We start from the raw sequence: 24,065 nt of genomic DNA, 5'->3' as shown, positions 1-24,065 counted from the left end.
GCGAAAGGATGGGGCACCCGGTCTTACCCCGGGGTCTTATCTTGCACACAGCGTACTTTTTTGGCTGTTATCGGGTGATGAGGATTGGATGAGCGTCGTTGGTGGCGTGGGCATTGAAGCTGCTCCACTGCCAATGGCCGGGCTCTGTGACTAGTCCACGGGTGACTGGGTTGCGGCGAATGTAGCGGAGTTTTTCAATTCTCTTGGGTTCGGTGCGGACGTTGAAGTCGTAGTAGCGGGTCTCCCAAACGTAGTCTTCGGTGCGAGTGCGGGAGAAGCGCTGCTTGAGGATCTGGATGGCGAGCGATAGTGGGGCGGATTTGGGCTCTGAGACGAGAATGTGGACATGGTTGGGCATGACGACATAGCCGTTGATGTGGAAGAGATATTTGCGGGTCTGTTCGAAGATTTCTACGAAGCGGTCGCGGGCTTCGTAGGTGCCGAGGATGTTTCGTTTGCGGAAGCAACTGAAGGTGATGAAATGGAGGTCGCCGGTTTGATGGTATCGGTTCAGGCCCAGGGACATAGGGTTAGTTTAGCGAAGACGGTTCGCGCCTGCCGGCGCGAATACCCCACCCTATCGCGATGAGACTGCGAAAGGATGGGGCACCTGGTGTCCATTGCGATGAGACTGCGAAAGGATGGGGCACCCGGTGGCTATCCGCGTTGCATTTGGCACTCCATCAGGCACTGCGGAGGCAGATATGATTGGAGAGACACGGAGAGTGGCGATGGCGATGATTACGACGGTGCAGCAGCATATTTTGCAGCAGCAGCAGGATATGTTGAAGTCTACGGGACGTGAGGCTACGGGGACGTTCAGCTGGTTGCTGAGTGGGATTACGCTGGCCGCGAAGATGGTGGAGGCGAAGATTCGCTCGGCTGGGTTGAGCGATGTGTATGGCTCGTTTGGCGCGGAGAACGTGCAGGGGGAGCAGCAGCAGAAGCTGGATGTTTATGCGAACCAGGCTCTGCTGCATTGCCTTGGGCTCCGCGATAGCGTTGCGGCTCTGGTGAGCGAGGAGGATGAGCAGCCGGTGACGTTCAACCGGGATGCGGAGACGGGGAAGTACATTATTGTGTTCGATCCGCTGGATGGGTCAAGCAACATTGATGTGAATGTGAATGTGGGAACGATCTTCAGCGTGCTGCGGAGGATGCCGGCGGAGCTGGGGACGCTGGAGGAGTCGATTCTGCAGCCGGGGTTTCGGCAGGTGGCGGCGGGGTATGTGGTGTATGGGCCGTCGACGGTGCTGGTGTATACGACGGGAAATGGGGTGCATGGATTTACGCTCGATCCGACGATTGGGGCGTTTGTGCTGAGCAACGAGAAGATGATGATGCCGGAGCAGGGGAGCTACTACTCGGTGAACGAGGCCAATGCGGCGGGGTGGTCGGAGGAGTATCGCGGGTATGTGGAGATGCTGCGGACGGGTGGGTTGAAGAAGGAGTATAGCTCGCGGTATATCGGGAGCCTGGTGGCGGACTTTCATCGGACGCTGCTGAAGGGTGGGGTGTTTTTGTATCCGCCCACGCTGAAGCAGCCGAAGGGGAAGCTACGGCTGTTGTATGAGGCGAATCCGCTGGCGTTTATTGCGGAGCAGGCGGGTGGGATGGCTACGCATGGGGCGGGGCGGATTCTGGATATCAAGCCGGAGGGGATCCATCAGCGGACGCCATTTTGTGTGGGGAGTAAGAGGGAGATGGAGGCGCTGGTGGCGGCGGTTAGTCCGGTGAGTGCACGTGAGTGAGTTTGCTGCGGAGGTGATTGATATTCGCGAGGAGTCGCGTGTGGCGGGGCGGCAGCGATGGCAGATGGCGCTCGATCGGACGGAGTTTGTTGCAGGCGATGTGGGGATGCTGGAGGCGGTGGCTCGGAGTGGAGCGAGGTTGGTGGTTCCGGTGCTTGAGGTGGTGATGGATGCTGGCGAGGTGTGGCATGTGGTAGAGAAGCCGTTAGCTGCTGGGACGGCGGTGACTGGGCGGGTTGGTGTGTCGGTGGAGTGATGTTGATTGGAGCCTCGTGGTTGAGCCGCTGGGGTGGTTGCTGATACACTCGGAGATGTTGTTTCGACTGCGTTGGGCCTGCGAAAGCGGTGCGCGATGCGGGTTTGGTGGGGGGCTGTAGCTCAGTTGGGAGAGCGCCTCGTTCGCAACGAGGAGGTCAGCGGTTCGATCCCGCTCAGCTCCACCATAGAAACATTCTTTCTATCATCTAAATTGACCAAGCTGACGTGCTTGTGTTGCTGTAAAACAGAAACCTCGATTTGCTGGCTCCCCAAAACCAATTCGCGTAGACTTCGTTCTTTAGAAACGTTCAGTCCCCCGCGTCCTCGGAGAATGATGAGTCCGAAGAGAAAAAGAAAACGAATGAGAGCTATGACTCTCGGTCTCATGATTGGGATGACGGTTGGAATCGCCGTTGGGTGGTGGCGTCAAAGTCTGGAGCTTGGCGTGATGATTGGAATAGGCCTTGGTTGGGCCTTCGGAAAGCTCATTTCAAAGTATCACTTGCGGTCGACGATTAAAACGGCGCTGCAGGGTGGTTCGCGTCCGGAGGTCGACGGTCGTCAAGACTAGCTAAAACAGTTCGCTTCTTTGCTAGACGGCTATGACGTGCGGGTCTTCTCTTGTTGGAGGAGGCGGAAGGTGACGAAGACGGCTGGGACGAGGAAGATGAGCGAGCCGAGGACCCACATGATGACGGCTCCTGCGCGCTGGTCGGCGATGGGGTCGATGTGGAAGGGGTTGGGGTGCTCGAGGTAGTAGGTGTAGACGGGGCGGTCGCAGAAGGCGAGGAAGGCGGAGAGTGCTGTGTTGACGATGTCTGCCAGGACCAGATAAGGCAGCATGATCCAGCCGGGGTAGCGCGCGGTGGTGGGCCAGGGGCGGATGAGCGGCCACCAGAAGAGGATCGATGAGGCGAGGAAGCAGATGTGCTCGAACTCGTGCCAGTGTTCGTGCTCGAGAGCGAAGTCGTAGGCGGCGGGAATGTGCCAGAGGAGGAAGGTGAGGTTCATTGCGAGCCACGCTACGACGGGGCGGGTGAGGAAGTGGCCCAGGGTGCGGAGCCACTTCATGCGCAGGAAAGGTGCGAGTAGATGGACGGTGAGCGCGTGTGGGAGACCTCGGAGGAGTGGGACTTGCGGGTAGCCGAGTAGGAGCATTGGGGGGACGAAGGACATGAGGAGGAGGTGCTCGACCATGTGGGCGCTGAGGAGCGCGTCGGCGAAGCCGTCCATAGGGGAGGCGATGGCGAGCCAGATGGTTGCGATGCCGAGGTTGAAGCAGACGAGGCGCCAGGTGGGGAAGAGTGCGGGCCTGGTTTTGCGGATGGCGTACCAGCCGCGTGTGTAGAGGAGGACGCTGAGGAGGAGCGCCGTGGTGAGGAAGAGCGGAGGGGACCATTCGTCGAAGATGGCCCGGTATTCAGGAGGCATGGGAGTAGGGTATATGCGGGCTATAAGGATGAGTCCTGCCGGACGGGCTCGCTGCGCGCGAGGCGGTCACTTCGTGACTTGTATACCTTATGTTGGTAAGTGAAATGATGTGGTCCTCCCGTTGGTCGGAAGGTTTTCGTGTGCTCGCAGTTCAGTGCGGTGTTTTGCCCGTGAGGGCCAGGTGGCGGGAGGCGTCGATGGCAGGCTGCAGGTCGTTGCCGCGCAGGGTGGTAAGGAACTTGACGAGTGCGGTGGTCTCGGAGGGGTTGAGGGCGTTGCCGTAGGAAGGCATATTGCCTCCGCCTTGCAGGACCTGGCGGATGATCTGGTCTTCGGTCATGCGCGAGGCTACGGCGTCGAGTGCAGGGCCGCGCAGACCGCCTTCGCCGCCGATGGAGTGGCAGTTGCGGCACTGTTTGTTCTGTAGGACGAGGGCGCCTTCGCGTTCGAGCGGGGTGCGGTTGTGCAGGTAGGCGACGGGGATGGGATCGCTGGTCCAGGCGTTCATGATGGGGCTCCACGGCGTGTAGGTGCCGAGGTGGGTGAAGACGCCGAGCGAGACAGCGATGACACTTACGATCAGCACGGCTGCGGGACGGCGAGAGACATGCTTTTCGCCTTCGCCGGAGAGCAGCGGGAGGAGAATCATTGCGCCGAGGCCGAGGACGGGAGCGATGAAGAGGACAGGGGTTTCGATGGATGGGGGCAGATAGGCGAGGACGGCGTAGAGCCAAAGGAAGAAGTAGTCGGGCTTGGGTGCGGTCTGGATGATGGTGGGGTCGGGTTGGCCACTGGGGCCGAAGGGGCCGAACCAGAGGGCGCAGGCGATGACGGCGAGCATGATGGCGGCGGCGAAGGCGGCGTCCTTCCAGGCGGCGTCGGGGACGAAGGGGATGCCGGTTTTCTTTTCTAGCTCGTGGTACTCGCGCTGATAAGTGGATTTTTTGACGAGACGGCCGGGCATGGGCCAGTCGTTGATGCCGAGTCGGAGGACCATCCAGACGTGCAGGCCAACGAGGCCGAGGAGGATGCCAGGGATGACGAAGACGTGCAGGGCAAAGAAGCGGGAGAGGGTGTTGCCGGCGATGATGGGGCCGCCGAGCATGAGGCCGACGAGTGGGCCTCCGATGAGCGGGACGCGGCTAAGGATGGAGGCGCCGATGCCGAGGCCCCAGTAGGCGTCCTGGTCGAAGCGCAGGACTTGGCCGGTGAAGGCCATGCCGAGGGTGAGCAGGAGGAGGAAGACGCCGATGATCCAGGTGAGCTCGCGGGGGAACTTGTAGGCTCCGAAGAGGAAGACCTGCAACATGTGGATGAGGACGATGGCGACCATGAAGTCCGAGCCCCAGCCGTGCATGGCGCGGAGGAACCAGCCGAGCTTGACGTTGTGGTCGAGGAACTGGAGGCTGTTCCAGGCGTTGCTGGCGGTGGGGGCGTAGACGAGCGCGAGCAGGATGCCGGTCATGATCTGCAGGACGAGGATGACGGTGGCGGCGCTGCCGAAGACGTACCACCAGCTGGCGGTGTTGGCGGGGACTTCGTGCTCGGCTACTTCAATGAGAGGTGCGCCCAGTCCGAGACGGGCTTCAAACCAGTTGTAGACCTCGAGGCCGCGTTGTTTTAGGTCTGGCATGAGCTGCACCTCGGTTGGGGTTGGTCGATTGCGTTGAGACGGGCTGCGGGGCTGCCGTTGATTTGAGTGAGGGGATCGACGTTTTTTGCCTCGTTAGCCAAGGTTGGCATTCTGCCGCCGCTGATCATGAGGGTGCCGTTGGAGACTTTGTGGTCGTACTCGAAGAGGCCGCGCTCGGGTGGGCCGGAGGCACGGGAGCCGTCGGCGTAGTAGGCGCCACCGTGGCAGGGGCAGAGGAAGAGTTTGGACTGGGCGAACCAGCGGACGGGGCAGCCGAGGTGAGCGCAGTTGATGGCAAAGACCTGGAAGGTGTCGCCGGAGACGCGGCGGACCCAGGCAGGGACGTCGCCGGTCTGGCCGTCCCAGTCGGTTGTGATGGGGTTGCGGTAGTTGACGAGGCGGGTCTCGCCTTCGGGAAAGTCGGAGATTGGGCCAAGGTTGATCCATGAGTTTTCGGCGGAGGTCTTCTTGAGCGCGGGGCCGAGGAGATAGCCGACGATGGGGATGGCGAGGACGACGCCGACTACGCCGTTGACCGCAATGGCGAGCTTGAAGAGGAAGGCGCGGCGGGAGTGGCCCGCGGCGATGCTCGGGTCTTTGACGAAGTCGGGTTGCGGCTCGGTCATCGTTTGACCAGCACGGGTTTGATCGGTTGGTGGGAGCTGTTCACTCGGTATCATTGCTTCCTGCTCCTGCGTTGCGCTTCGTTTTCACTTCTTGTCTTCCGCGTTTAGTGAGAGTGATAGGGCTGGCCGGGTTCGGTGATGCGTTTGGAGGTTAGCCAGGCTAGGATGTCGGTGATCTGCTGATCGGTGAGGGGCTGGGCGGAGTCGGAGCGCCAGTCGGGCATTCCCTCGTCGGGTCGGCCTGCGATGACGATGCTGCGCAGGCCCTGATCGCTGATGAGGGCAAGATAGGACGAGTTGACGATGGAGCCTAGTTTTTCTGCGCTTGCTTTAGAATCACTGGTTTTAGGATCACCGGTTTTGGGATCGACCGAGGTGCCTTCGCCGCTTGCTCCGTGGCATCGCGCACAGGCTGCGGCATAGGCTTGCTGGCCGCGGTTGGCATCGCCCTGCGAGGCGGCCGCGTAGGGGGGTGGAGTTACTCCAGCTAGCTGACCCGGGGCGCCCCACTGCTGCAGGATGCCCTGCGACAAGATCGCGACCTGCTTGTCGGTGAGTGATCCGCCGGAGGTTCTGGCGAAGGCAGGCATCAGGCCTCCGGGGACGCCTTTGGTGATGGTCTGGTGGATGGTCTGCTCTCCGGCTACTGCGAGGTAGATGGGGTTGGCGAGCGCGATGGCTGCGCCGTTCTTGCCGTTCGCTCCGTGGCAGGCTGTGCAGTTCTCTTTGTAGAGGGTTGGGAAGTCGAGGACTTCATCGGGTCGTATGACCTCGGGGCCTGGTCCGGGGCGACCGTGGATGCGGCTGCATCCGATGGTGGCGAGGCACGCTGTCGACAGCATGAGGGTGCCGAACACTTTAAGTCTGCGAGGGACTGCGCTCATTGGTCGTCGTCTTTCGTAATGGGTACATCGCTATGGATACCGGCGCGAACGGCGAAGGGCAGAGATCGGAACTGCGGAGTGCGCACCTTAACCTGGAGGTTGACGATGAAGCCGCAGACCAGACCGAAGGCGATCTGTGAGATGACGAACCATAGCCAGTTGATACGGGCGTTGAGGACGGGGCTGATGACTCCGAGCGCGGAGTAGAGGAGGCCGGTCCAGAGCAGAGGCGCGACGAAGCCGGCGGTGAGGATCGGCTTTCTGGGGAACATCGGGAGCATGGCTCCGTAGAGAAGGCCGATGAGGACGGAGGTGAAGGCGTGGATGCCAGTAGCAGCTAGAAGGCCTTCGAGATGAAACTGGCAGAGGAAGGCCGTGCTCTCGCTCGCCCAGCTAACGAAGCCGCCTGCAGCCAGAAGATTCACGGCGTACCAGATGCTGTGATATTTGAGCAGGCCGAAGAGAGCTGCGGGAATGATCATTGCGATGCCGCCGACGATGCCGCCCTTGATGCCAGCGGTGACGCTGAAGGTTTCAACCGGCAGCATCTGACGATGATCTGCACTGACGGGAAGCTGTTCGCGTGTGGTGCGGGTGCTGGCGATCTTCATTACGCCGGTTTGAACGGGGACGGCGACGTGAAGCTCGTGGGGGAAGATATCGAAGAACCAGCCGAACATGGCGCGCAGAGTCAGGATGAGTCCTAAAAGGCTGATGACCCAATGTGTGACCATGCCGGCGATCAGGAGCGAGAGACCGAGCGCGAGAACCATGGGCCAGGGCGTTGGCGCCGGAAGGATGACGGTGTCGGATCGGTGTTCGTGCTCGTGGCTTGGCGAGGATTGCGTGAATGGCTCTTCCTGCATCGTGCTCCTCCTCTCCGGGGAGTTATCTGCCTAAGACGTAGACGACGAGAAATACGACGACCCAGACTGCGTCGACGAAGTGCCAGTAGAGTGAGAGGACTTCGAGCTTCTCGGAGTGCTCTTCTTTTACGTGGCCGGTTAGCGAGATGCCCAGGACCAGAGTGAGCATGATGAGGCCGACGACGACGTGGGTTGCGTGCAGGCCGACCAAAGAGTAGTAGGTGGTGCCGAAGAGGTTGGTCTTGATGGTGAGACCCTCGTCGTGGATGAGGTGATACCACTCGCGGGCTGTGGTCGCTAGAAAGATAAGTCCGAGTAGGACGGTGATGGCGAGATTCAGGGTGCAGCCTCGGCGGTTGTCTTTGCGCAGAGAGCTGACTGCGTTGTGAACGAAGATGCTGCTGGAGAGCAGACAGATGGTGCCGAAGATGGGAAGCTCGAGCACCTGGGCGGGGGTTGGGCCGCTGAGGCTCTTACCAATGTAGTAGATGTAAGCGACGACGAAGATGATGAAGATTGCGGACTCGGCGATGATGAGGCAAGCCATGCCGATGGTGCCGCGGTAGGGCAGCTTCCACGGTGTTTCGATGGGACCGTCGATTGGAATTCTGCTGGCAGTCGCTATGGTTGTCATGATTCGTAGTCCGAGTCTGGATCTTCAGGATGCTTGATATCCCACAGCGGGCGGCGACTGTTGACGGTTGGCTCGATAGCAAAGTTATAGGACGGCGGCGGAGAGGGGACCGACCATTCGAGGGTCCAGGCGTCCCAGGGATCGTGGCCGGCATCCTTGCCTTTGTAGTAGGAGTGGATCATGTTGTAGACCAGAACCAGGGTGCCTGCGGCCTGAAAGATGGCTCCGATACCGATGATGAAGTTCAGGGTGTCCCAGCCGCGGCCAGCTTCGTAGGTGTAGATACGTCGCGGCATGCCGAGGATGCCGGGGACGTGCATGAAGTCGAAGGTAAGGTGGAAGCCGATGAGGAAGAGCCAGAAGTGCCATTTGCCGAGTGTTTCGCTCATCATCTTGCCGGTGACTTTGGGGTACCAGTAGTAGAAGGCGCTGAAGAGCGAGAAGACGATCGCTCCGACGAGTACGTAGTGGAAGTGCGCGACGACGAAGTACGAGGCGCTGAGCTGCCAGTCGAATGGTGCCGCCGAGAGCATGATGCCGGTGAGGCCAGCGATGAGGAACTGGAAGAGAAAGCCGATCATAAACATCATCGGAACGGCGAAGATGATTTTGCCGCCCCAGATGGTGGCGAGCCAGTTGAAGATCTTAATGCCGGTCGGCACCGAGATGACCATGGTGGCGAAGACGAAGAAGGTGTTGCCGGCGGGGCCGAGGCCGGCGGTGAACATATGGTGCGCCCAGACGCTGAGGCTGATGAAGCCGATGGAGACCGAAGCCGCGACCATCGCGGGGTAGCCGAACATGGCCTTGCGGGAGAAGACGGGGATGATCTCGTTGGCGAAGGCGAAGGCGGGGAGTACGAGGACGTAGACCTCGGGGTGGCCGAAGATCCAGAAGAAGTGCATCCACAAGATGGCGGAGCCGCCGGCCTGGGTATCGAAGAAGTGAGCGCCGAGATAGCGGTCCAGCGTGAGCATGACCTGCGCGGCGGTGAGCGGACTGACGGCGACGAAGACGAGGCAGGACATGACGAGATAGAGCCAGGGAAGCAGCGGCATGCGGCTCATCTTCATGCCCTTGCAGCGCATGCAGAGGATGGTGGTGACGATGTTCAGTGCAGTTCCTATGCTACCTATGCCGCTGAGAAAGACGGCGAGGGTCCAGTAGTCGGTGCTGTGGCCGGGGGAGAAGACTTTTGAGGTGAGAGGGGCATAGGCGAACCATCCGACGTCAGGCGCGGAGCCTGCGGCGTAGAGGCCGCTGCCGCCGATGTAACTGAAGTAGAGCAGGAGGCCGGCGAAGGCGGAGATCCAGAAGCTGAAGGCGTTCAGCCGTGGGAAGGCCATGTCGCGCGCGCCGATCATCAGGGGGACGAGGTAGTTTCCCATGCCGAAGAGGATAGGCATGCCCATGAAAAAGACCATGGTGGTGCCGTGCATGGTGAAGAGCTGATTGAAGACCTGCGGTGAGACGAAGTGGTTGTTTGGAATGGCGAGCTGAATGCGCATCAGGATCGCTTCGAAGCCGCCGATGACGAGAAAGATGAGGGCGTAGACGATGTACATCAGGCCGATCTTTTTATGATCGACCGTGGTCAGCCACTCGTAGATAACGTTGAGCGGCTGCTTGCCCTGCGTCTCCTGTGTCTCGTCGATCGCTTCCAATACGGGAGTTGTAGTCATGCTTCGCTTCTTTCCGGTAAAGGGTTAGTGAAGCTGAGAGAGATAAGCGGTGATGACGTCGAGATCATGATCGTTCAGGTGCATCGCCGGCATCAGCGAGCCGGGCTTCATGGTGTTTGGATCCTCGACCCACTTCTTCAGATTCTCGGGCGTGTTTTGAATCGGGCCGGAGGCGATGGTGTCGCGGCTGGCGAGATGGGTCAGATCGGGGCCGAAGCGACCGGTGGCGACGGTTCCTTTGACGGTGTGGCAGTTGATGCAGGCGTTCTTCATGAAGACGGCCTGGCCTTCGGTCGCGGCGGGGTTGCCGGGGAATTCTTGTTGCGCGGGTTTGTTCTGCTGCTCGATCCACGCGGCGAATTCCTGCGGGGACTGCGCGTAGACGCGGAGGAGCATCTTGGCATGCTGGGTGCCGCAGTATTGGGCGCACTGGCCGAGATAGAGGCCTGTTGCTTCAGGGTCGATCCACATGGTGTTGACGCGATTTGGGATTAGGTCCATCTTGCCGGCGAGGCGAGGCACCCAGAAGCTGTGGGAGACGTCGGCGGAGGACATGGTGAGATAGGTTGGGGTAGGCGATGCGGGATCGCTGATGGGAACGTGGAGCTCGTTGGCGGTGACAACGCCGGATTTGGGATAGCGATACTCCCACCAAAACTGATGGCCGATGACGGTTACATCCATGGCGCTTGCGGGCTTGGGAATTGCCTGGGTTCCGAGGATCACGCGCGTGGTGGTGAGGAAGAGCGTAACGACGATCAGGATCGGAATGACGGTCCAGGAGAGCTCGATCTGGTTGCTGCCGTAGATCTGGGCGGGCTCGCGATTGGAGTCCGTCGGGCGGTGGCGGAAGCGGATCAGCGCATAGAGCAAGAGGCCGGCAACGATGAGAAATATAACCAGCGTGATAGAGAGGACCAGCATCGACAGGCCGAAGGTGGAGCGTGCCGGAGTGCCTGCGGGGTCGAAGACATTGGTGGGGGTTTGCGCGAAGGCCGTACCGGCAACTAAAGACAGGCTGAACGCTGCTCCCCGCAAGATCCATGCGGGCATGATTCTGTTTTGAGAGGTATCTGTCGGCGAATGTCCGGTGAAAGGAGACAAGACGGTATGACCTCGCTACGCAACAGGTTGAAGGAGCATCACTAAAGCCAAGGGTCTGAAAACGATGTTAAACCAATCCAGCACGGTTGATTGAACTTGCGAAACATTTTGTTTCGTTTATGACATTCACCCGCGTTAGATGGAAGTGAGATTCAAATGGCGGCAGCTTTGTAAAGAGAGATTTTTGGAGATTATCTCACTGCTGTTCGCGATCATGTTGCGCGGGTTTGATGTGGATCTAGTCGAACAGAGGGGACTGCGGGCTTTCGGCGTCGCGAAAGTTACTCAGGCCGACCCCCACCAAACGGAAGCGTTGAGCAGGTTCCAGAGTTATACGCCCTCGGAGGAAGAGAGCGATAGCGGTGAGCTCCTCGCAGGATTCTGGAGGGAGGGGAGGGGTGTGGCTGCGGGTGAGGATGCTGAAGTCGCTTGTCTTTAGTTTTAGAACCACGGTTCGCGCTATGCGACCTTCTTTGCGGGAGGCGGTCCAGACTTTTTCTGCGAGACGACGGATGAGCTCCTCGGTTTCAGACAGGGGGATGTCGCGCTCGAAGGTGTCTTCGGCAGAGATGGATTTGGTTGGCCTGTCCGGGATGACCTTGCTGTGGTCGATCCCCCGGGCCAGCTCGTGGAGGCGTACTCCGTAGCGGCCGAACTGTGCTTCGAGGGCGCTTGATTCCAGGGCCAGCAGGTCAGCGATGGTGAGGACGCCGATCTGCTTCAGGCGGGTTTCGGTGACCTTGCCGACGCCGGGAATGCGCACTACGGGGAGGGGAGGGAGGAAGGTTTGAACCTCCTCGGGTTGAATGACGAAGAGACCGTTTGGTTTGCGCCAGTCGGAGGCGATCTTGGCGAGGAATTTATTCTGCGCCACGCCAGCGGATGCTGTGAGGTGGAGCTCGTCGTGAATCTGCTGCCGGATGGTGATGGCTACCCGCGTTGCGGTGGGCAGGCCGGTCTTGTTCTCGGTGACGTCGAGATAAGCCTCGTCGAGGGAGAGAGGCTCGATCAGATCGGTGTGGCGCTGGAAGATCTCTTGCACGGCACGGGATACGGCACGATAGCGAGTGAAGTCGGGCGGCACGAAGATCGCCTCTGGACACAGCCGTTCGGCATGAATGGCCGGCATTGCGGAGTGGACACCGAAGCGTCGGGCCTCGTAGGAGGCTGCACAGACCACGGATCGCTTGCCACGCCAGGCGACGACGACGGGTCTTCCGCGCAGCGCCGGATCATCACGTTGCTCGACCGAGGCATAGAACGCGTCCATATCTACGTGAACGATCTTGCGGATCATGATTCAGCTCCATGATAGGCCTCGGGGTTGAGAATGAAGAGTGAGATGTCGGCAGCCATCTTTTGATGTGTGCGCGAAGCGTGCGGATCTTTGTGCCTGATGGGTGCGATTGAGTGAAGCAGGGAAACCCTCAAGTTTTGCTTGAATCTTTTGCGTATAATTGGAGTCGTTGCGGGAGTAGTTCAGTGGCAGAACGTCAGCTTCCCAAGCTGAATGTCGCCGGTTCGATCCCGGTCTCCCGCTCCATTACTTTGAAGCATGGAAAAGGCGTTCAAGCTTGTGCTTGAACGCCTTTTTCTATCGTCGATGAGTTACGGTTCAGCGGCTGGCGGTGTTCTTCTGGGCCAGCTTGGAGTGATCTTCGAGGGTCTGGGCTTCGGGTAGGAAGGTGACTGCCTTGGCGATCTGGGGGTCCCACTCGGCGCGGACTTTGAGACCTTCGAGTTGACCGAACTGCGAGGTGAAGAGCTCGCTCTTGATGCTCTCCTTGACCCAGTCGCTGACGCCGGCGATGTCGGAGTCGGTGTAGTCAACCTGATTGTCCTTGAGGAAGGCCTTGAACTGTTGAAGGACTGCATCGTCGACCGTGAAGTCTTTGGTGACGGTGTGGCTGGCGAGATAGTGCTTGCTGAAGTTGAAGAAGGCGTAGTGGATGAGGAGGCTATCCTGGAAGTGGTTCAACTTCTGGTTGTCGATCTTCTCGTCAGGAGTGATTCCGCCGCCGCCGTAGACGGTACGTCCGGAGTCGGTGAGTTTGACCTCGAGGTTGCTCTTGTCCTTCGTTTTGTCAGCGTCGTCGCGGACGTAGTAGTAGTCGTAGAGGGAGACATGGTCGTAGTTGCGCTGGATGAGGCGGCCCGAGGGCGTGTAGTAGTGATAGGTGGTGAGGGCGAGGCCGGTGTTCTCGGTGATCTGAAAGACCGTCTGCACAAGGCCCTTGCCGAAGGTGGTTTCGCCGACGATGAGGGCGCGGTCGTGATCCTGTAGGGCGCCGGAGACGATCTCAGCGGCTGAGGCGGTGTTGCGGTTGACCAGAACGACGATGGGGAACTTAGGACCTTCTTCGCCGCGGGTTGCGCGATAGACCTGATCCGGGAATGCGCGTCCGCGCTGGGAGACTACGATCTGTCCCTTTTGCAGGAACTTGTCGGACATGTTGACGGCTTCGTTGAGCAGGCCGCCGGGGTTACCGCGCAGGTCGAGGACGAGGCCGTGAATGTCGCCGAACTTGTCGAGTGCGTCGCCGACTTCGTGGCTGGTGGTTTCGATGAAGCTGGAGACGTGGATGTAGCCGACGCCGGGGCTGAGCAGGAAGGCCAGATCAACCGAGGGGCGGGGGATTTCGTCGCGGACGAGATCGAAGACGAGAGGCCGGGCTGCGCCTTCGCGAACCATGGTGACGGAGACGTGGGTGCCGCGTGCTCCTTTGAGCATGGTGGCGACTGCAGTGGAGTCCATGCCTTCAGTGGATTTGCCGTCGACGGTGAGGATCTCGTCGCCGGGACGGATGCCGGCTTTATAGGAGGGAGTTCCTTCGAAGGGATAGAGAACGACGATCTTGGTCTTGCCGCTTGGGGTGGGCTGCGGCTGAATAGTCATGCCGACGCCGTAGTATTTGCCGTGCTGGTCTTCGCGCATCTGGGCGAAGGCTTTGGGGTCGTAGAAGTTTGAGTGGGGATCGAGGACGTGGAGCATGCCTGGAATCGCGCCGTCGTAGATGGCCTTGTCGGTCTTGTCGGTGTTGAGGGGCTCGGCGTAGTTCTGCTCGACCAGGGAGTAGACGTTGGTGAAGGAGTGGAGTGAGTCGCGCAGGGTGGACTCATCGCTGGCGGACTGGGCGGCGACCTTCTGGTTGATGAAGGAGCCGATGACGGCGCAGGTGGCCAGAAAGACGGTAGCGGAGAAGAGTGCGCGGCGGGTGCGGGGAGCCATGGGCTTGGGTGACCTCAAAAGGGTGGAGACGGCGCTTAAAGATGCGCTGGGACAGACGTCCTATCTTGGACGGAGTATAGCATCCGGGGGTGAGCCGGAGCTGCGCCGAAGGAGGGATTCGCTTGTTCGGGGCGCGGCAGTTAGAATTGAGTACGGATACCGTCCAATCCTGGGTTGAGTCTAAAAAACAGGGCGGACGTGTTGGGCGATAAGGGTTCGGACCCGGGCAGTGGCTGGGATTTTGATGTTGGGATGTTGATAAAGATACGAGTGACGATGACCTTGAGAATTTCGCAGTTTGCGGTGGTGTGCGGGCTAGGTTTGCTGACACTGCCGGGAGTGGTGCAGGCACAAGCGCCGCGGTACCAGAGCCCTTTGAGCGTTCCGAACGCGCCGCAACCAGTGTTGACGCTACCAGTGACTCAGCCGATTACGCCGAATGGGACCGTTGTGGAGGATGTGGTCGTGCATGTAAACGACCAGATCATCAGCCGGAGCGATGTGGAGCGAGCAGAACAACAGCTTGCGGAAGAGGCCCGACAGAGCGGGGCAAGTGCTGCCGACGTTACTGACAGGCAGAAGAACCTGCTGCGCGACATGATCGATAAGCAGTTGCTGCTCTCACGAGGTAAGGAGCTGGGGATCAACGCGGACGCGGATGTAATTCGTCGGCTGGACGAGATTCGCAAGCAGAATCACATGGACACGATGGAGGACCTCGAGAAGGCGGCGCGGCAGCAAGGCGTGTCTTTTGAGGACTTCAAGGCTGGGATTCGCGATAGCGTGATTACCCAGCAGGTGGTGCGGGATGAGGTGGGCCGGCGTCTGCAGATTACGCAGGGCCAGGAACAGGCTTACTACGACGCGCATAAGCAGGAGTTTGTTCAGCCGGAGCAGATCAAGCTGAGCGAGATCCTGATTCCTTCGGCTGCCGACGCCGATGATGCCGCGGTTGCCCAGGCAAAGGCGAAAGCAGACGGTATTGAAGCAAAGCTGAAGGACGGTGGGAACTTCGAGGAGTTGGCGAAGGCGAACTCTGGCGGGCCGACCGCCGATAAGGGCGGGGATCTGGGACTTTACAAGCGTGGGGCGCTGGCGAAGGTGCTGGAGGATCAGACCTTCAGCCTGAAGGCGGGGGAGTGGACGGCGCCGATCCGGACGCGGCAGGGGTTTGTGATCTTGAAGGTCACCGACCATGTGGCTCCCGGGGTGCCACCTATTAAGGACGTTGAACAGCAGATTCAGGAGGCGATGTACTCGGAGCAGATGCAGCCTGCGCTGCGCGCGTACCTGACGAAGCTGCGGGAAGAGGCTTATATCGATATTCGCGCCGGATATGTGGACTCGGGCGCGAGCGCGAAGCAGACCAAGCCGGTATTTACGGCGTATGCTCCGCCGGTCGTGAAGAAGAAGACGGCTCAGCAGAAGAAGAGATTTGATCGGGGCACGAAGTTCTCTACGGCTGCGAAGACGACTACGGCGCCCGTGGCTAAGCCGGTTGCCGCGGTGGCAACTCCGACTACGACCACGACGAAGAACGGAAAGCCTGCAAAGCCGAAGAAGGTGAAGCGGGAGAAGGTTCGGTTTGGACAGGCTCCGCGGAACTCTTTGCCGGCAGGGCCTGAGGAGACGGCTTCGGGGAGCGATGTAGGCGCTGGTGCGGCTTCGGCTTCGTCTGCCTCTGCGCAGGCGGCAGCTCCTGGAACGGCGATTGCACCGCTGGAGACGGTGGCGCAGGAGTCGAGCTCGGATACGGGAGCGAATCCCCTTGCAGCGACAACGCCTGTCGCTGGAAAGACACGTTTCAGTGATCGCGCAAAGGTTGATGCTGTAGCGAAGAAGACGGCGAAGGTAAAGAAGGTGAAGGAGAAGGCGGCTGCTGCGCCTGCTCCCGCGAGTGCGGAAGAGAAGGCGACCCAGCAGACCCAGGCGGCACCGCTGGGACTGAACGGGGACACGGCCAAGAAGAAGAAAAAGAAGAAGGTGAAGGGAGCGAAGAAGGAGCGGCTGCAAAATCAGGCTCCTACTCCGAAGGCTCCGCTGGAGGAGACGCCGTCGAAGGCTCCTGACCGAGGAACTCCGTTGGAAGGAGTTCATGGAACGGGAACTCCTGCACCGAAGGCGAGCGATAAGACGACACTGCCTCCGGCGACTGCGCCTCCTGCCAGTAATCCTCCGGATGGGGGGCAGCCACCGGCTACGCCGGGGTCGCCAATCCCGATTCCTCCTCCGCAGTAGACGTGCGGTTTTCCTTACAGCGCGAGGGCTTCGGCTCTCGCGCTTCTGTTTGGGTCGGTGCGCGGTATTCTGTTTGAGATGAAAGACTTTTTTGTTGAAGATGCGGCGCGGTTCGATAACGCGACAGTCACGACTTACTTTGTTTTGACGTCGATGCAGGTGAGAGACAAGAAGCAGGGGGGACAGTATCTTGCGTTGATGGTGAGCGATAAGACGGGATCGCTTGAAGCGCGTATGTGGGATGACGTGACAGAGGCGGTTGCGACCTGTGACGAAGGCTGCTATGTGAAGGTGCAGGGGGATATCTCCAGGTATCAGGGGAAGTTCCAGATCACGTTGAAGAAGCTGCGGCTGGCGGCGGAGTCGGAGGTCGATCCGAAGGACTTTCAGCCTTCGACGAAGTTCGATGTGGAGCAGATGTGGGGGGAGCTACGGGGGTATGTCTCTGCTTTCAGGAATTTAGAGTTGCAACGACTGGTGTTTGCGTTTCTTGATGATGAGCAGATAGGCCCTGCGTTCAAGGCGGCTCCTGCGGCGAAGCGGCTGCATCATGCGTGGCTTGGCGGGTTGCTGGAACATGTGCTGACGCTGGTGCGGGTGTGTCTGGGGACGGCTCCGTTTTATCCGGAGGTGGATGCGGATCTGCTGGTTACGGGGGCGATTTTGCATGATATTGGTAAGATTCGCGAGCTTTCCTGGGGTTCGAGCTTCAGCTATACGCTGGAAGGGCAGATGATTGGGCATATCAGCATTGCGCAGGGGATGTTGCGGGAGAAGGTGCAGCAACTGGCGCCGTTTCCGGAGAAGCTGCGGGTGCTGGTGGAGCATATGATTCTGAGCCATCATGGGAAGTATGAGTTTGGTTCGCCGAAGCTGCCGATGACGCCGGAGGCTATTCTTTTGAGTGCGTTGGATGACCTTGAGGCGAAGATGCAGGCGATGCGGAATGAGTTTGCGGCGGCGGTGGCGAGTGGGAAGAGCAGCGGCGAGGTGACCGACTGGGTGAGGAGTATGGATCGGCCTCTGCTGAATACTCAGGGATATTTGAAGGACGAGTAGGCGAGTTTTTGGGGTTTGGAGCGAGAAAAAATATTGGCGCGGTAGAGTGGCGTTTTTGCTGGGGGTTTTACGGTTTTATGGTGTTTTTTCGCTGGTAAAGCATGGTGTGGTTGTGGTGGGTTGGTGGTGAGAGCGTGGTGTTTCGCCGTCACTTTTCCGGCTGCTAAAAATACGCCACGGTTTTGAAGTTTATTTTTGACCCGGCTGGCTGACGGTCGGATGGCACCTGCCATCTTGCCTGCATGCAAGGTTCGGCGGGGCGACAGGGCAGTGGATCGCGGTACAGGTCCGCTCATGCCACCGCCGCGGTTCCTGCCTGCCCTTTGATTGGGGAACGGCCGGACGATGAGGGTAAGGCTAAAAGAGATTTTTGATTTTCTTTGGAAGGTGGCTGTCTAAGCGATCCTGGCGGATTGGCTCATGAGCAATCCTGCTGTGGCGATTTGCCTGGGTGTAGAGACTGCAAACGCAGATTCCCTTCGGGAATGACAAACAAAAAAAGCGAAAGCGACTGCGCGCCAAACAAAAAAGCGAAAGTGACTCCACGCCAAACAAAAAAAGCGAAAGCGACTCCACGCCGATTCAGCAATAGACGATCCGCAGGCTTTTTTGTTTGCACGCCGACTTAGTCTGGGGTAACATCGGCAGCATTACCTACATCTGTCATCTTTTGGGTCCACGGGCCTCAGAAGAACGTTTTTATCGACTGTGGCTTATTCGAGCTGGCGGTCTGCTTTTCTTTATCCGGAGGAATATGCATATCAGATATCAACGCCTCGTTGTTTTTCTAGTCATGATGTTCGCGACCGCAGCGGTCTTCGGTCAGGCGACCAGCACCGGGAACATCGTCGGAGCGGTCACGGATGCGACGGGAGCCGCTGTGGCGGGCGCCACGGTTACCGCGACGAACAAGGGGACGAACTCTCAGCGTACGGTCACCACGAATCGTGCCGGGGAGTATAGGTTCGACCTGCTGCCGGTCGGGACCTATACGGTGAAGGTAGAGGCGCAGGGCTTCAGCTCCGGTCAGGCTGCGAATCTTGAGCTGATTGTAGGGACGACGCTGAATGCGAATTTCCCGCTGATAGCCGGGCAGGTGTCGACCTCGATCGAGGTCTCGACCGGAAACCAGCTGGTGAATGCGGAGAAGACGGACAGCTCGACGGCTGTGACTCCGCAGGAGATCAACAATCTGCCGTTGAACGGACGCGACTTTGCGAACCTTGCGATTCTGGCGCCGGGCGTGAAGCAGGTGGACAGCTACGATCCAACGAAGAACCGGTATGCGGTGTATGCGGTGAACGGTTCGAGCGGCCGTAATACGAACACGACGGTCAACGGCGTGGATAACAAGGACAACACGGTGGGCGGTGCGGTGATGCAGCTACCGCTCGAGGCGGTGCAGGAGTTCAACATCAGCACGAGCCGGTTCTCTGCTGAGAACGGGCGCAGCGAAGGTGCTGCGGTGAACGTGGTGACCAAGTCGGGGACCAACCAGTTTCATGGTGCGCTGTATGGCTTCTTCCGGAGCCAGGCGATTCAGACCAACAATGCGATCAGCGAACAGGCCGGGCAGCCGAAGCCGGACTACAGCCGTCAGCAGTATGGCGGGGCGATCGACGGTCCGATCCGCAAGGACAAGGACTTCGGATTTTTTGCGTATGAAGGATTGCGGGAGCGTTCGAGCCTGGCAGTGACCGACCTTTCGTATAACGAACTGGTGCTTGCGGAGCCGTTGGGTGCAAAGCCGATCCATACGATTGCGACTCCCTTCGATGAGAAGAGGTATAACGGCCGGCTGGACCACTACTTCAGCGACCGGGAGAAGTTTTACGTCAGCTACACGGCGCAGGACAACAAGAGCAACAACGATCAGTCGACCGGACAGGTGGATATGACCGAAGGCAACTTCACGATCAACGATCTGATTATTGCCAATGCGACGCTGACCTCGATTCTGTCATCGAAGTCGATTAACAACTTTACGGTGGGATTCCAGTACTGGAATAACCTGATCGATTCAACGACCCGGACGCCGTACTTTCTGTTTCCCGACGGGACGAGCTTTGGGACGAACATCAACGTTCCGCAGAAGTCGAGCCAGCACAAGTTCCAGTTCCGCGATGATTTTTCGCAGACGGTTGGCAAACATACTTTGAAGATGGGATTCGACTTCCTGTATGAGCCGCAGGTTGGCGGATTCTTCGAGAATAATCCGACTCCGGAGTTCGACTTCTTCGATTCTGCGGCGAACCTTCTGGACCCGAGCAAGTATCCGAACGGATTCTCTTCACCCGGTGCGATTCAGGCTTCGACGGGCACCTCGGGCGATCCGAGCTTCAATCTTTCTCCGAAGATGCTTGGTCTCTACTTCGAGGATGACTGGCGGGCGACGTCACGGCTGTTTCTGAATCTTGGCATCCGCTACGATCGCGATATCGATACGTACGGATTGGACAAGCAAGCGAACAGCCGCACGCACCAGGAGCTGGTGGCTGCGGCTGCGACGACGGTGCCAACGCTTCCGACGACCCCACCTGTGAGCCTCGTGGGTGTCGGCTACACGCCCACGTTGGATTTCCTTGGCGGAAACTACACGGGCCTGCCCAAGAACGACAATCTGGACATCAGCCCACGCATTGGATTCTCGTACGATGTCTGGGGCGACGGGCGGTTTGTGCTTCGCGGAGGATATGGGCTGTATTTTGGCCAGACGTTCGAGAATATTCCTCTGTTCATGATTCAGCAGGCGAACAGCGCGGTGTTTGCGAATACGTATTCGATCGCCTGCGCCGGTCCAACGGATACGAGCTGCGGCGCGGCCAACTTTGTTCCGGGGACAAACATTCCGTTGAGCCAGTACCGGTATGGCGTCGATCCGGCGCCGGTGATTCCACCTGCGAGCTTCAATCTTGCGACGGGATCGACGGGACGCCTGATGGATCCGGGCTTCCGCAATCCTTACACGCAGCAGATCAACCTGGGGATTCAGTATGCGTTGACAACACACTCGGTGTTTGAGGTGGAGTACAACCAGTCGCGCGGCATCCACGAAGACAAGACGGTGAACATCAATCCGACGGAGTACTTCAACGGCGGGATTCGTCCGTTCGCCGCAGCGTTCAAGGCGGCTGGGGTTCCGGTGCTTGGCCGGTTCGGCGCGGAGAAGTCGCTGGGGCGCTCGTACTACGATGGGCTGAATCTGAGCTATCGGCAGTCGTTGAATCGTCACTTCAGCGCGATTGTGAACTATACGTATGCGAAGGCGCTGGCGTTTGAGGGTAATCCTGCGGCGTTCCGCAACTCGGCGACGAATCCGTTTCTTGGGGAGTTCCGGAAGCCGGACTATGGGACGGCGCCTAACGACGAGCGGCACCACATTACGGCGGCTGGAACGATCGCGTTGCCTTGGCGGATCGAGATCTCGCCGATCTTGTCGGTGGGCTCCGCGCGGCCACTGGACATCGTCGAGTCGAGCAGCGATCTGTGGGGGGTAGGCAGCGGTCGCAGCAACCCGCATGCGCTGGTCTTAAGTGGAGCTAAGGAGAGTACGCAGGCTTATGCCGACTATCTGAATACTGCGAAGGCGGCGGTGGCGGCGGATCCGACCGGGGCTACAACGCTGGCGAGCTTCTACAAGAGCTGCCTGGTGTCGGGCCGGTGCCGCGAGGTCTCGTATGACTCGAATCACGGCCAGACGTTCGCACAGCTGGATGCGCGGTTCAGCAAGACGATCTCGATCAAGGATCGCTACAATGTGGCGCTGTTCTTCCAGGGATTCAACCTTACGAATCGCGCCAACTATGGCAACAACTACGATGGCATCGTATCGGACGGGTCAAGTTTCCTGACGCCAAAGGGGTTCATCAATCCGAGCAGCACGGTGATCCCGCGATCGTTTACAGGGGAGTTCGGCGGGAGGTTCTCGTTCTAACGTCGCTGTAGGGCATGATTACGGTGGTTTGAGGAGTAGGCGTTTTGCGTCGCTCCCCAGACTCTGTGAGTGGTGATTTGGAATTGCAAAAAAAGAGACATCTCGCCTGTTCCGGGAGATGTCTCTTTTCTTTTGCTGGGAGGGCTGATTCGGTTTTAGTGGTGACCTCCGCCGCCGTGGCTGCCGCCACCACCGGGGTGACCGCCGCCTTGGAAGCCGGCGCTGTGTTCGTTGGTAGGCTCGTGGCCGGCGTTGCCTATGTGACCTTGCGGGTCGTGGGCTTCGTTGCCGTGGAAGTGGTTGAAGGCCTGCTCGTTTCGCTCGGGCATGGGGCCTGCGTAGCCGTGACGTGGGTCGTAGCGGTTGTCGACGTGTCCGTAGAAGCCGCCGTGGCCGTGGTACCAGGGGCCGGCGCCGATGAAGACTCCGCCGGTGAACCAGTCGGGTCCGTAGTAGCCATAGGGAGCGCAGGGGTACGGGGAGTAGTCAAAGTATCCATAGGGGCAGTAAGGAGCCGCTCCGATGCTGACGGAGATCTGCGCGGGTGCTACGGAGACGCTGCTGACCAGGGCTACGGCGAGAGCAGAGAGGGCGAACGATTTGATGCGGGACATATTTTCTCCTCGATCCACTTCGGTTTGATTCGTGCTGGGATGGGAGAGTTGTTTGCGGCACGGACTTGTTTGTGGGATGGGTAGAAGGGTGTGAAGGTGCAGAAGGTGTTGCGATGTGACCAGTTTAGTCTTCGAAGGGTGATGTGGATCGGGTTGTTACAATTTAGGTTTGGGCGCTGTTTCTTGAGGGATTGATACGGATGGTGCGATTTTCTACGGCGGGAGAGAGCCACGGGGAGAGCCTGGTGGCGACGGTGAGCGGAATGCCCGCGGGTGTGGCTGTGGATCAGGAGTTTGTTGATCGTGAGCTGTGGCGACGGCAGAAGGGATATGGACGCGGTGGGAGGATGCGGATTGAGAAAGACACGGCGCATATTCTGAGCGGGGTGCGGCATGGGAAGACGATTGGGTCGCCGATTGCGATGGTGCTCGCAAATAACGATTGGAAGAACTGGGTCGACATACTGCCTGTAGAGGTTGGTGATTCAAGCAAGCATAAGGCTGTTGCTTCGCCGCGGCCGGGGCATGCGGATTTGGCGGGGAGTTTGAAGTACGACTTTCCGGATGCGCGGTATGTGCTGGAGCGGGCGAGTGCGCGGGAGAGCGCGGCGAGGGTTGCGGCGGGTGCGATTGCGAAGTTGTTGCTGCGGGCGCTGGGCGTGGAGGTTGCGAGCCACGTGATTCGCGTGGGGAAGGCGGAGCTGGGGCGGGCGGCGGCGTGGGAGGAGATTGCGGCGTTGCAGTTGAAGGAGGAGGTTTTGTTGAACTGCGTGGATGCTGAGGCCGAGGCTCGGATGAAGGCTGAGGTGGATGCGGTGCTGCGGACGGGCGATACGGTGGGTGGGGTGTTTGAGGTAGTGGTGCATGGGCTGCCGCCGGGTGTGGGGACGCATGCGAACTGGGATGAGCGGATGGATGGTTTGTTGGCGCAGGCGGTGATGAGTTTGCAGGCGGTGAAGGCGGTGGAGTTGGGACGCGGTGTGACGGCGGCGGAATCGGTGGGGTCGGCGGTGCATGATGCGATTGGGTATGAGGGTGCTCCTGAGGAGGGACGCGGGTTTACGAAGTTTTCGCGGGAGCAGAATAATGCGGGGGGAATTGAGGGTGGGATCTCGAATGGCGAAGATGTGGTGGTGCGGGGGTATTTGAAGCCGATTTCTACGCTGCGGCGGCCTTTGGGTTCGGTGAGTTTTGAGACGCGGGAGCCGGTGAAGGCTGCTTATGAGCGGAGCGATGTGTGTGTGGTGCCGGCGGCTGGTGTTGCGGCCGAGGCGATGGTTGCGCTGACGGTGGCGCGGCTGGTGGTGGAGAAGTTTGGTGGGGACTCGCTGCGTGAGATGCAGCGAAATTTCAATGGCTATTGCGAGCAGATTCGAGCGTATTGAGTGACTGGAAAAGTGAGCGAGAAGAAGACGAAGATTCATGAGGTGGTGAAGTGGCCGGATCCGGTGCTGGCAAAGCGCGGAGAGACGGTGACGGTGTTTGACGCGAAGCTGAAGAAGCTGGTCGACGAGATGTTCGAGAGCATGTATGTGGCGCAGGGGATTGGACTGGCGGCGCCGCAGATTGCGATCTCGCAGCGGATTACGGTGATCGATGTGAGCTTCAAGAAGAATCCGGAGGAGAAGATTGTGCTGATCAATCCGGAGATTGTGGAGCGTGAAGGGAAGCAGGTGGAGGAGGAGGGGTGCCTGAGCCTGCCGGAGATTCGCGAGAAGGTGCAGCGGGCAGAGTGGGTGAAGGTGAAGGCGCAGGATGTGACGGGGAAGTGGTTTGAGATTGAGGGGACGGAGTTGCTGGCGCGGGCGATGCAGCATGAGATCGATCATCTGGAGGGGGTGCTGTTTATCGATCGGCTGAGCCGGTTGAAGAGGGATCTGGTGATTCGAAGGATCAAGAAGCTAATTAAGAACGGCGAATGGTAGCACTTCGTGCCGTTCTCGACCGCTTCGCGGTGTTGTCTCGGTGACATGAGCTTAATAGCGGCCTCCCGTTGGTCGGCGTAAGATTTTGTATCCCGAGCATCGCTCGGACCTGGGTGTTGACTTGTCGAGACAAGGTATACAAGTCACGAAGTGACCGCCCTCCGCGTAGGAGGCCCGTCCGGCAGGACAGAGGATTA

General features: G+C 59.3%; 21 protein-coding genes and 2 tRNA genes. 10 read left to right on the top strand and 13 right to left on the bottom strand.

Annotation, left to right across the window (positions count from 1 at the left end):
• Window positions 1–67: 67 nt before the first annotated feature.
• On the bottom strand, window positions 68–526 hold the full coding sequence (locus RBB75_RS02455; RefSeq protein WP_353069413.1) for an REP-associated tyrosine transposase: 459 nt from the start codon (window positions 524–526) through the stop codon (window positions 68–70).
• Window positions 527–704: 178 nt separating this feature from the next.
• Between RBB75_RS02455 and fbp the strand changes: the two genes are divergently transcribed.
• The 4 genes from fbp (at window position 705) to RBB75_RS02435 (ending at window position 2,580) form a co-directional block, all read left to right on the top strand.
• Entirely contained in the window at window positions 705–1,751 is a 1,047-nt protein-coding gene (gene fbp / locus RBB75_RS02450; RefSeq protein ID WP_353069411.1) for a class 1 fructose-bisphosphatase, read from the top strand.
• Complete coding sequence (locus RBB75_RS02445; protein ID WP_353069410.1) at window positions 1,744–2,007, top strand: hypothetical protein; 264 nt, start codon at window positions 1,744–1,746, stop codon at window positions 2,005–2,007. Before fbp ends, RBB75_RS02445 begins: the two co-directional genes overlap by 8 nt.
• 111 nt (window positions 2,008–2,118) lie before the next feature.
• Window positions 2,119–2,194 (top strand) — tRNA-Ala (locus tag RBB75_RS02440).
• A 176-nt stretch (window positions 2,195–2,370) separates the two neighbouring features.
• On the top strand, window positions 2,371–2,580 hold the full coding sequence (locus tag RBB75_RS02435) for a hypothetical protein (RefSeq protein ID WP_353069409.1): 210 nt from the start codon (window positions 2,371–2,373) through the stop codon (window positions 2,578–2,580).
• A gap of 29 nt (window positions 2,581–2,609) precedes the next feature.
• Here RBB75_RS02435 and RBB75_RS02430 read toward each other — a convergent pair whose 3' ends face one another.
• The 9 genes from RBB75_RS02430 to dinB form a co-directional block, all read right to left on the bottom strand.
• Window positions 2,610–3,440, bottom strand: coding sequence for a cytochrome c oxidase assembly protein (locus RBB75_RS02430; protein WP_353069408.1), 831 nt, complete (start codon window positions 3,438–3,440; stop codon window positions 2,610–2,612).
• A 151-nt stretch (window positions 3,441–3,591) separates the two neighbouring features.
• Entirely contained in the window at window positions 3,592–5,073 is a 1,482-nt protein-coding gene (locus RBB75_RS02425; protein WP_353069407.1) for a cytochrome b N-terminal domain-containing protein, read from the bottom strand.
• On the bottom strand, window positions 5,061–5,753 hold the full coding sequence (locus tag RBB75_RS02420; RefSeq protein ID WP_353069406.1) for a ubiquinol-cytochrome c reductase iron-sulfur subunit: 693 nt from the start codon (window positions 5,751–5,753) through the stop codon (window positions 5,061–5,063). The genes RBB75_RS02425 and RBB75_RS02420 overlap by 13 nt, the downstream gene beginning before the upstream one ends.
• 50 nt (window positions 5,754–5,803) lie before the next feature.
• Entirely contained in the window at window positions 5,804–6,583 is a 780-nt protein-coding gene (locus tag RBB75_RS02415) for a c-type cytochrome (protein ID WP_353069405.1), read from the bottom strand.
• Window positions 6,580–7,449: a hypothetical protein gene (locus RBB75_RS02410; RefSeq protein WP_353069404.1), complete on the bottom strand. Its 870-nt coding sequence runs from the start codon at window positions 7,447–7,449 to the stop codon at window positions 6,580–6,582. Before RBB75_RS02410 ends, RBB75_RS02415 begins: the two co-directional genes overlap by 4 nt.
• 22 nt (window positions 7,450–7,471) lie before the next feature.
• Window positions 7,472–8,083 (bottom strand): cytochrome c oxidase subunit 3, encoded by a 612-nt coding sequence (locus tag RBB75_RS02405; protein ID WP_353069403.1) that lies wholly within the window; start codon window positions 8,081–8,083, stop codon window positions 7,472–7,474.
• Window positions 8,080–9,765, bottom strand: a complete 1,686-nt coding sequence (gene ctaD, locus RBB75_RS02400) for a cytochrome c oxidase subunit I (RefSeq protein ID WP_353069402.1) — start codon at window positions 9,763–9,765, stop codon at window positions 8,080–8,082. Before ctaD ends, RBB75_RS02405 begins: the two co-directional genes overlap by 4 nt.
• 24 nt (window positions 9,766–9,789) lie before the next feature.
• Window positions 9,790–10,818: a cytochrome c oxidase subunit II gene (gene coxB / locus RBB75_RS02395; protein WP_179639183.1), complete on the bottom strand. Its 1,029-nt coding sequence runs from the start codon at window positions 10,816–10,818 to the stop codon at window positions 9,790–9,792.
• A 289-nt stretch (window positions 10,819–11,107) separates the two neighbouring features.
• Window positions 11,108–12,166 (bottom strand): DNA polymerase IV, encoded by a 1,059-nt coding sequence (gene dinB / locus RBB75_RS02390; protein ID WP_353069401.1) that lies wholly within the window; start codon window positions 12,164–12,166, stop codon window positions 11,108–11,110.
• Between the two features lie 171 nt (window positions 12,167–12,337).
• Here dinB and RBB75_RS02385 point away from each other — a divergent pair.
• Window positions 12,338–12,412, top strand: a tRNA-Gly gene (locus RBB75_RS02385).
• A gap of 72 nt (window positions 12,413–12,484) precedes the next feature.
• Here RBB75_RS02385 and RBB75_RS02380 read toward each other — a convergent pair.
• A complete protein-coding gene (locus RBB75_RS02380) occupies window positions 12,485–14,098 on the bottom strand; it encodes a S41 family peptidase (protein ID WP_179639181.1) in 1,614 nt (537 codons plus the stop codon).
• Window positions 14,099–14,374: 276 nt separating this feature from the next.
• On the opposite strand from RBB75_RS02380, the gene RBB75_RS02375 reads away from it, so the two are divergent.
• Together RBB75_RS02375 and RBB75_RS02370 are read left to right on the top strand one after the other, a co-directional pair.
• Window positions 14,375–16,336, top strand: a complete 1,962-nt coding sequence (locus tag RBB75_RS02375) for a peptidylprolyl isomerase (RefSeq protein WP_353069400.1) — start codon at window positions 14,375–14,377, stop codon at window positions 16,334–16,336.
• A gap of 78 nt (window positions 16,337–16,414) precedes the next feature.
• Window positions 16,415–17,395, top strand: a complete 981-nt coding sequence (locus tag RBB75_RS02370; protein ID WP_353069398.1) for a 3'-5' exoribonuclease YhaM family protein — start codon at window positions 16,415–16,417, stop codon at window positions 17,393–17,395.
• Here RBB75_RS02370 and RBB75_RS02365 read toward each other — a convergent pair.
• A complete protein-coding gene (locus RBB75_RS02365) occupies window positions 17,371–17,628 on the bottom strand; it encodes a hypothetical protein (RefSeq protein ID WP_353069397.1) in 258 nt (85 codons plus the stop codon). The genes RBB75_RS02370 and RBB75_RS02365 overlap by 25 nt on opposite strands.
• 521 nt (window positions 17,629–18,149) lie before the next feature.
• Here RBB75_RS02365 and RBB75_RS02360 point away from each other — a divergent pair.
• The gene (locus RBB75_RS02360) at window positions 18,150–21,329 is read left to right on the top strand and encodes a TonB-dependent receptor (RefSeq protein ID WP_353069396.1); all 3,180 of its coding nucleotides are present in this window, start codon (window positions 18,150–18,152) and stop codon (window positions 21,327–21,329) included.
• Between the two features lie 155 nt (window positions 21,330–21,484).
• Here the strand turns inward: RBB75_RS02360 and RBB75_RS02355 are convergent, their stop codons facing one another.
• The gene (locus RBB75_RS02355; RefSeq protein WP_353069395.1) at window positions 21,485–21,943 is read right to left on the bottom strand and encodes a hypothetical protein; all 459 of its coding nucleotides are present in this window, start codon (window positions 21,941–21,943) and stop codon (window positions 21,485–21,487) included.
• A gap of 200 nt (window positions 21,944–22,143) precedes the next feature.
• Here RBB75_RS02355 and aroC point away from each other — a divergent pair, with 200 nt between their 5' ends.
• Window positions 22,144–23,328, top strand: coding sequence for a chorismate synthase (gene aroC / locus RBB75_RS02350; RefSeq protein ID WP_353069394.1), 1,185 nt, complete (start codon window positions 22,144–22,146; stop codon window positions 23,326–23,328).
• Window positions 23,329–23,868: a peptide deformylase gene (gene def / locus RBB75_RS02345; RefSeq protein ID WP_353069392.1), complete on the top strand. Its 540-nt coding sequence runs from the start codon at window positions 23,329–23,331 to the stop codon at window positions 23,866–23,868.
• Window positions 23,869–24,065: the final 197 nt, after the last annotated feature.

Source organism: Tunturibacter empetritectus (assembly GCF_040358985.1).
Classification (GTDB): domain Bacteria; phylum Acidobacteriota; class Terriglobia; order Terriglobales; family Acidobacteriaceae; genus Edaphobacter; species Edaphobacter empetritectus.
Note: the sequence above shows the minus strand (reverse complement) of the source record. Positions and strands in the feature narration are given on the sequence as shown.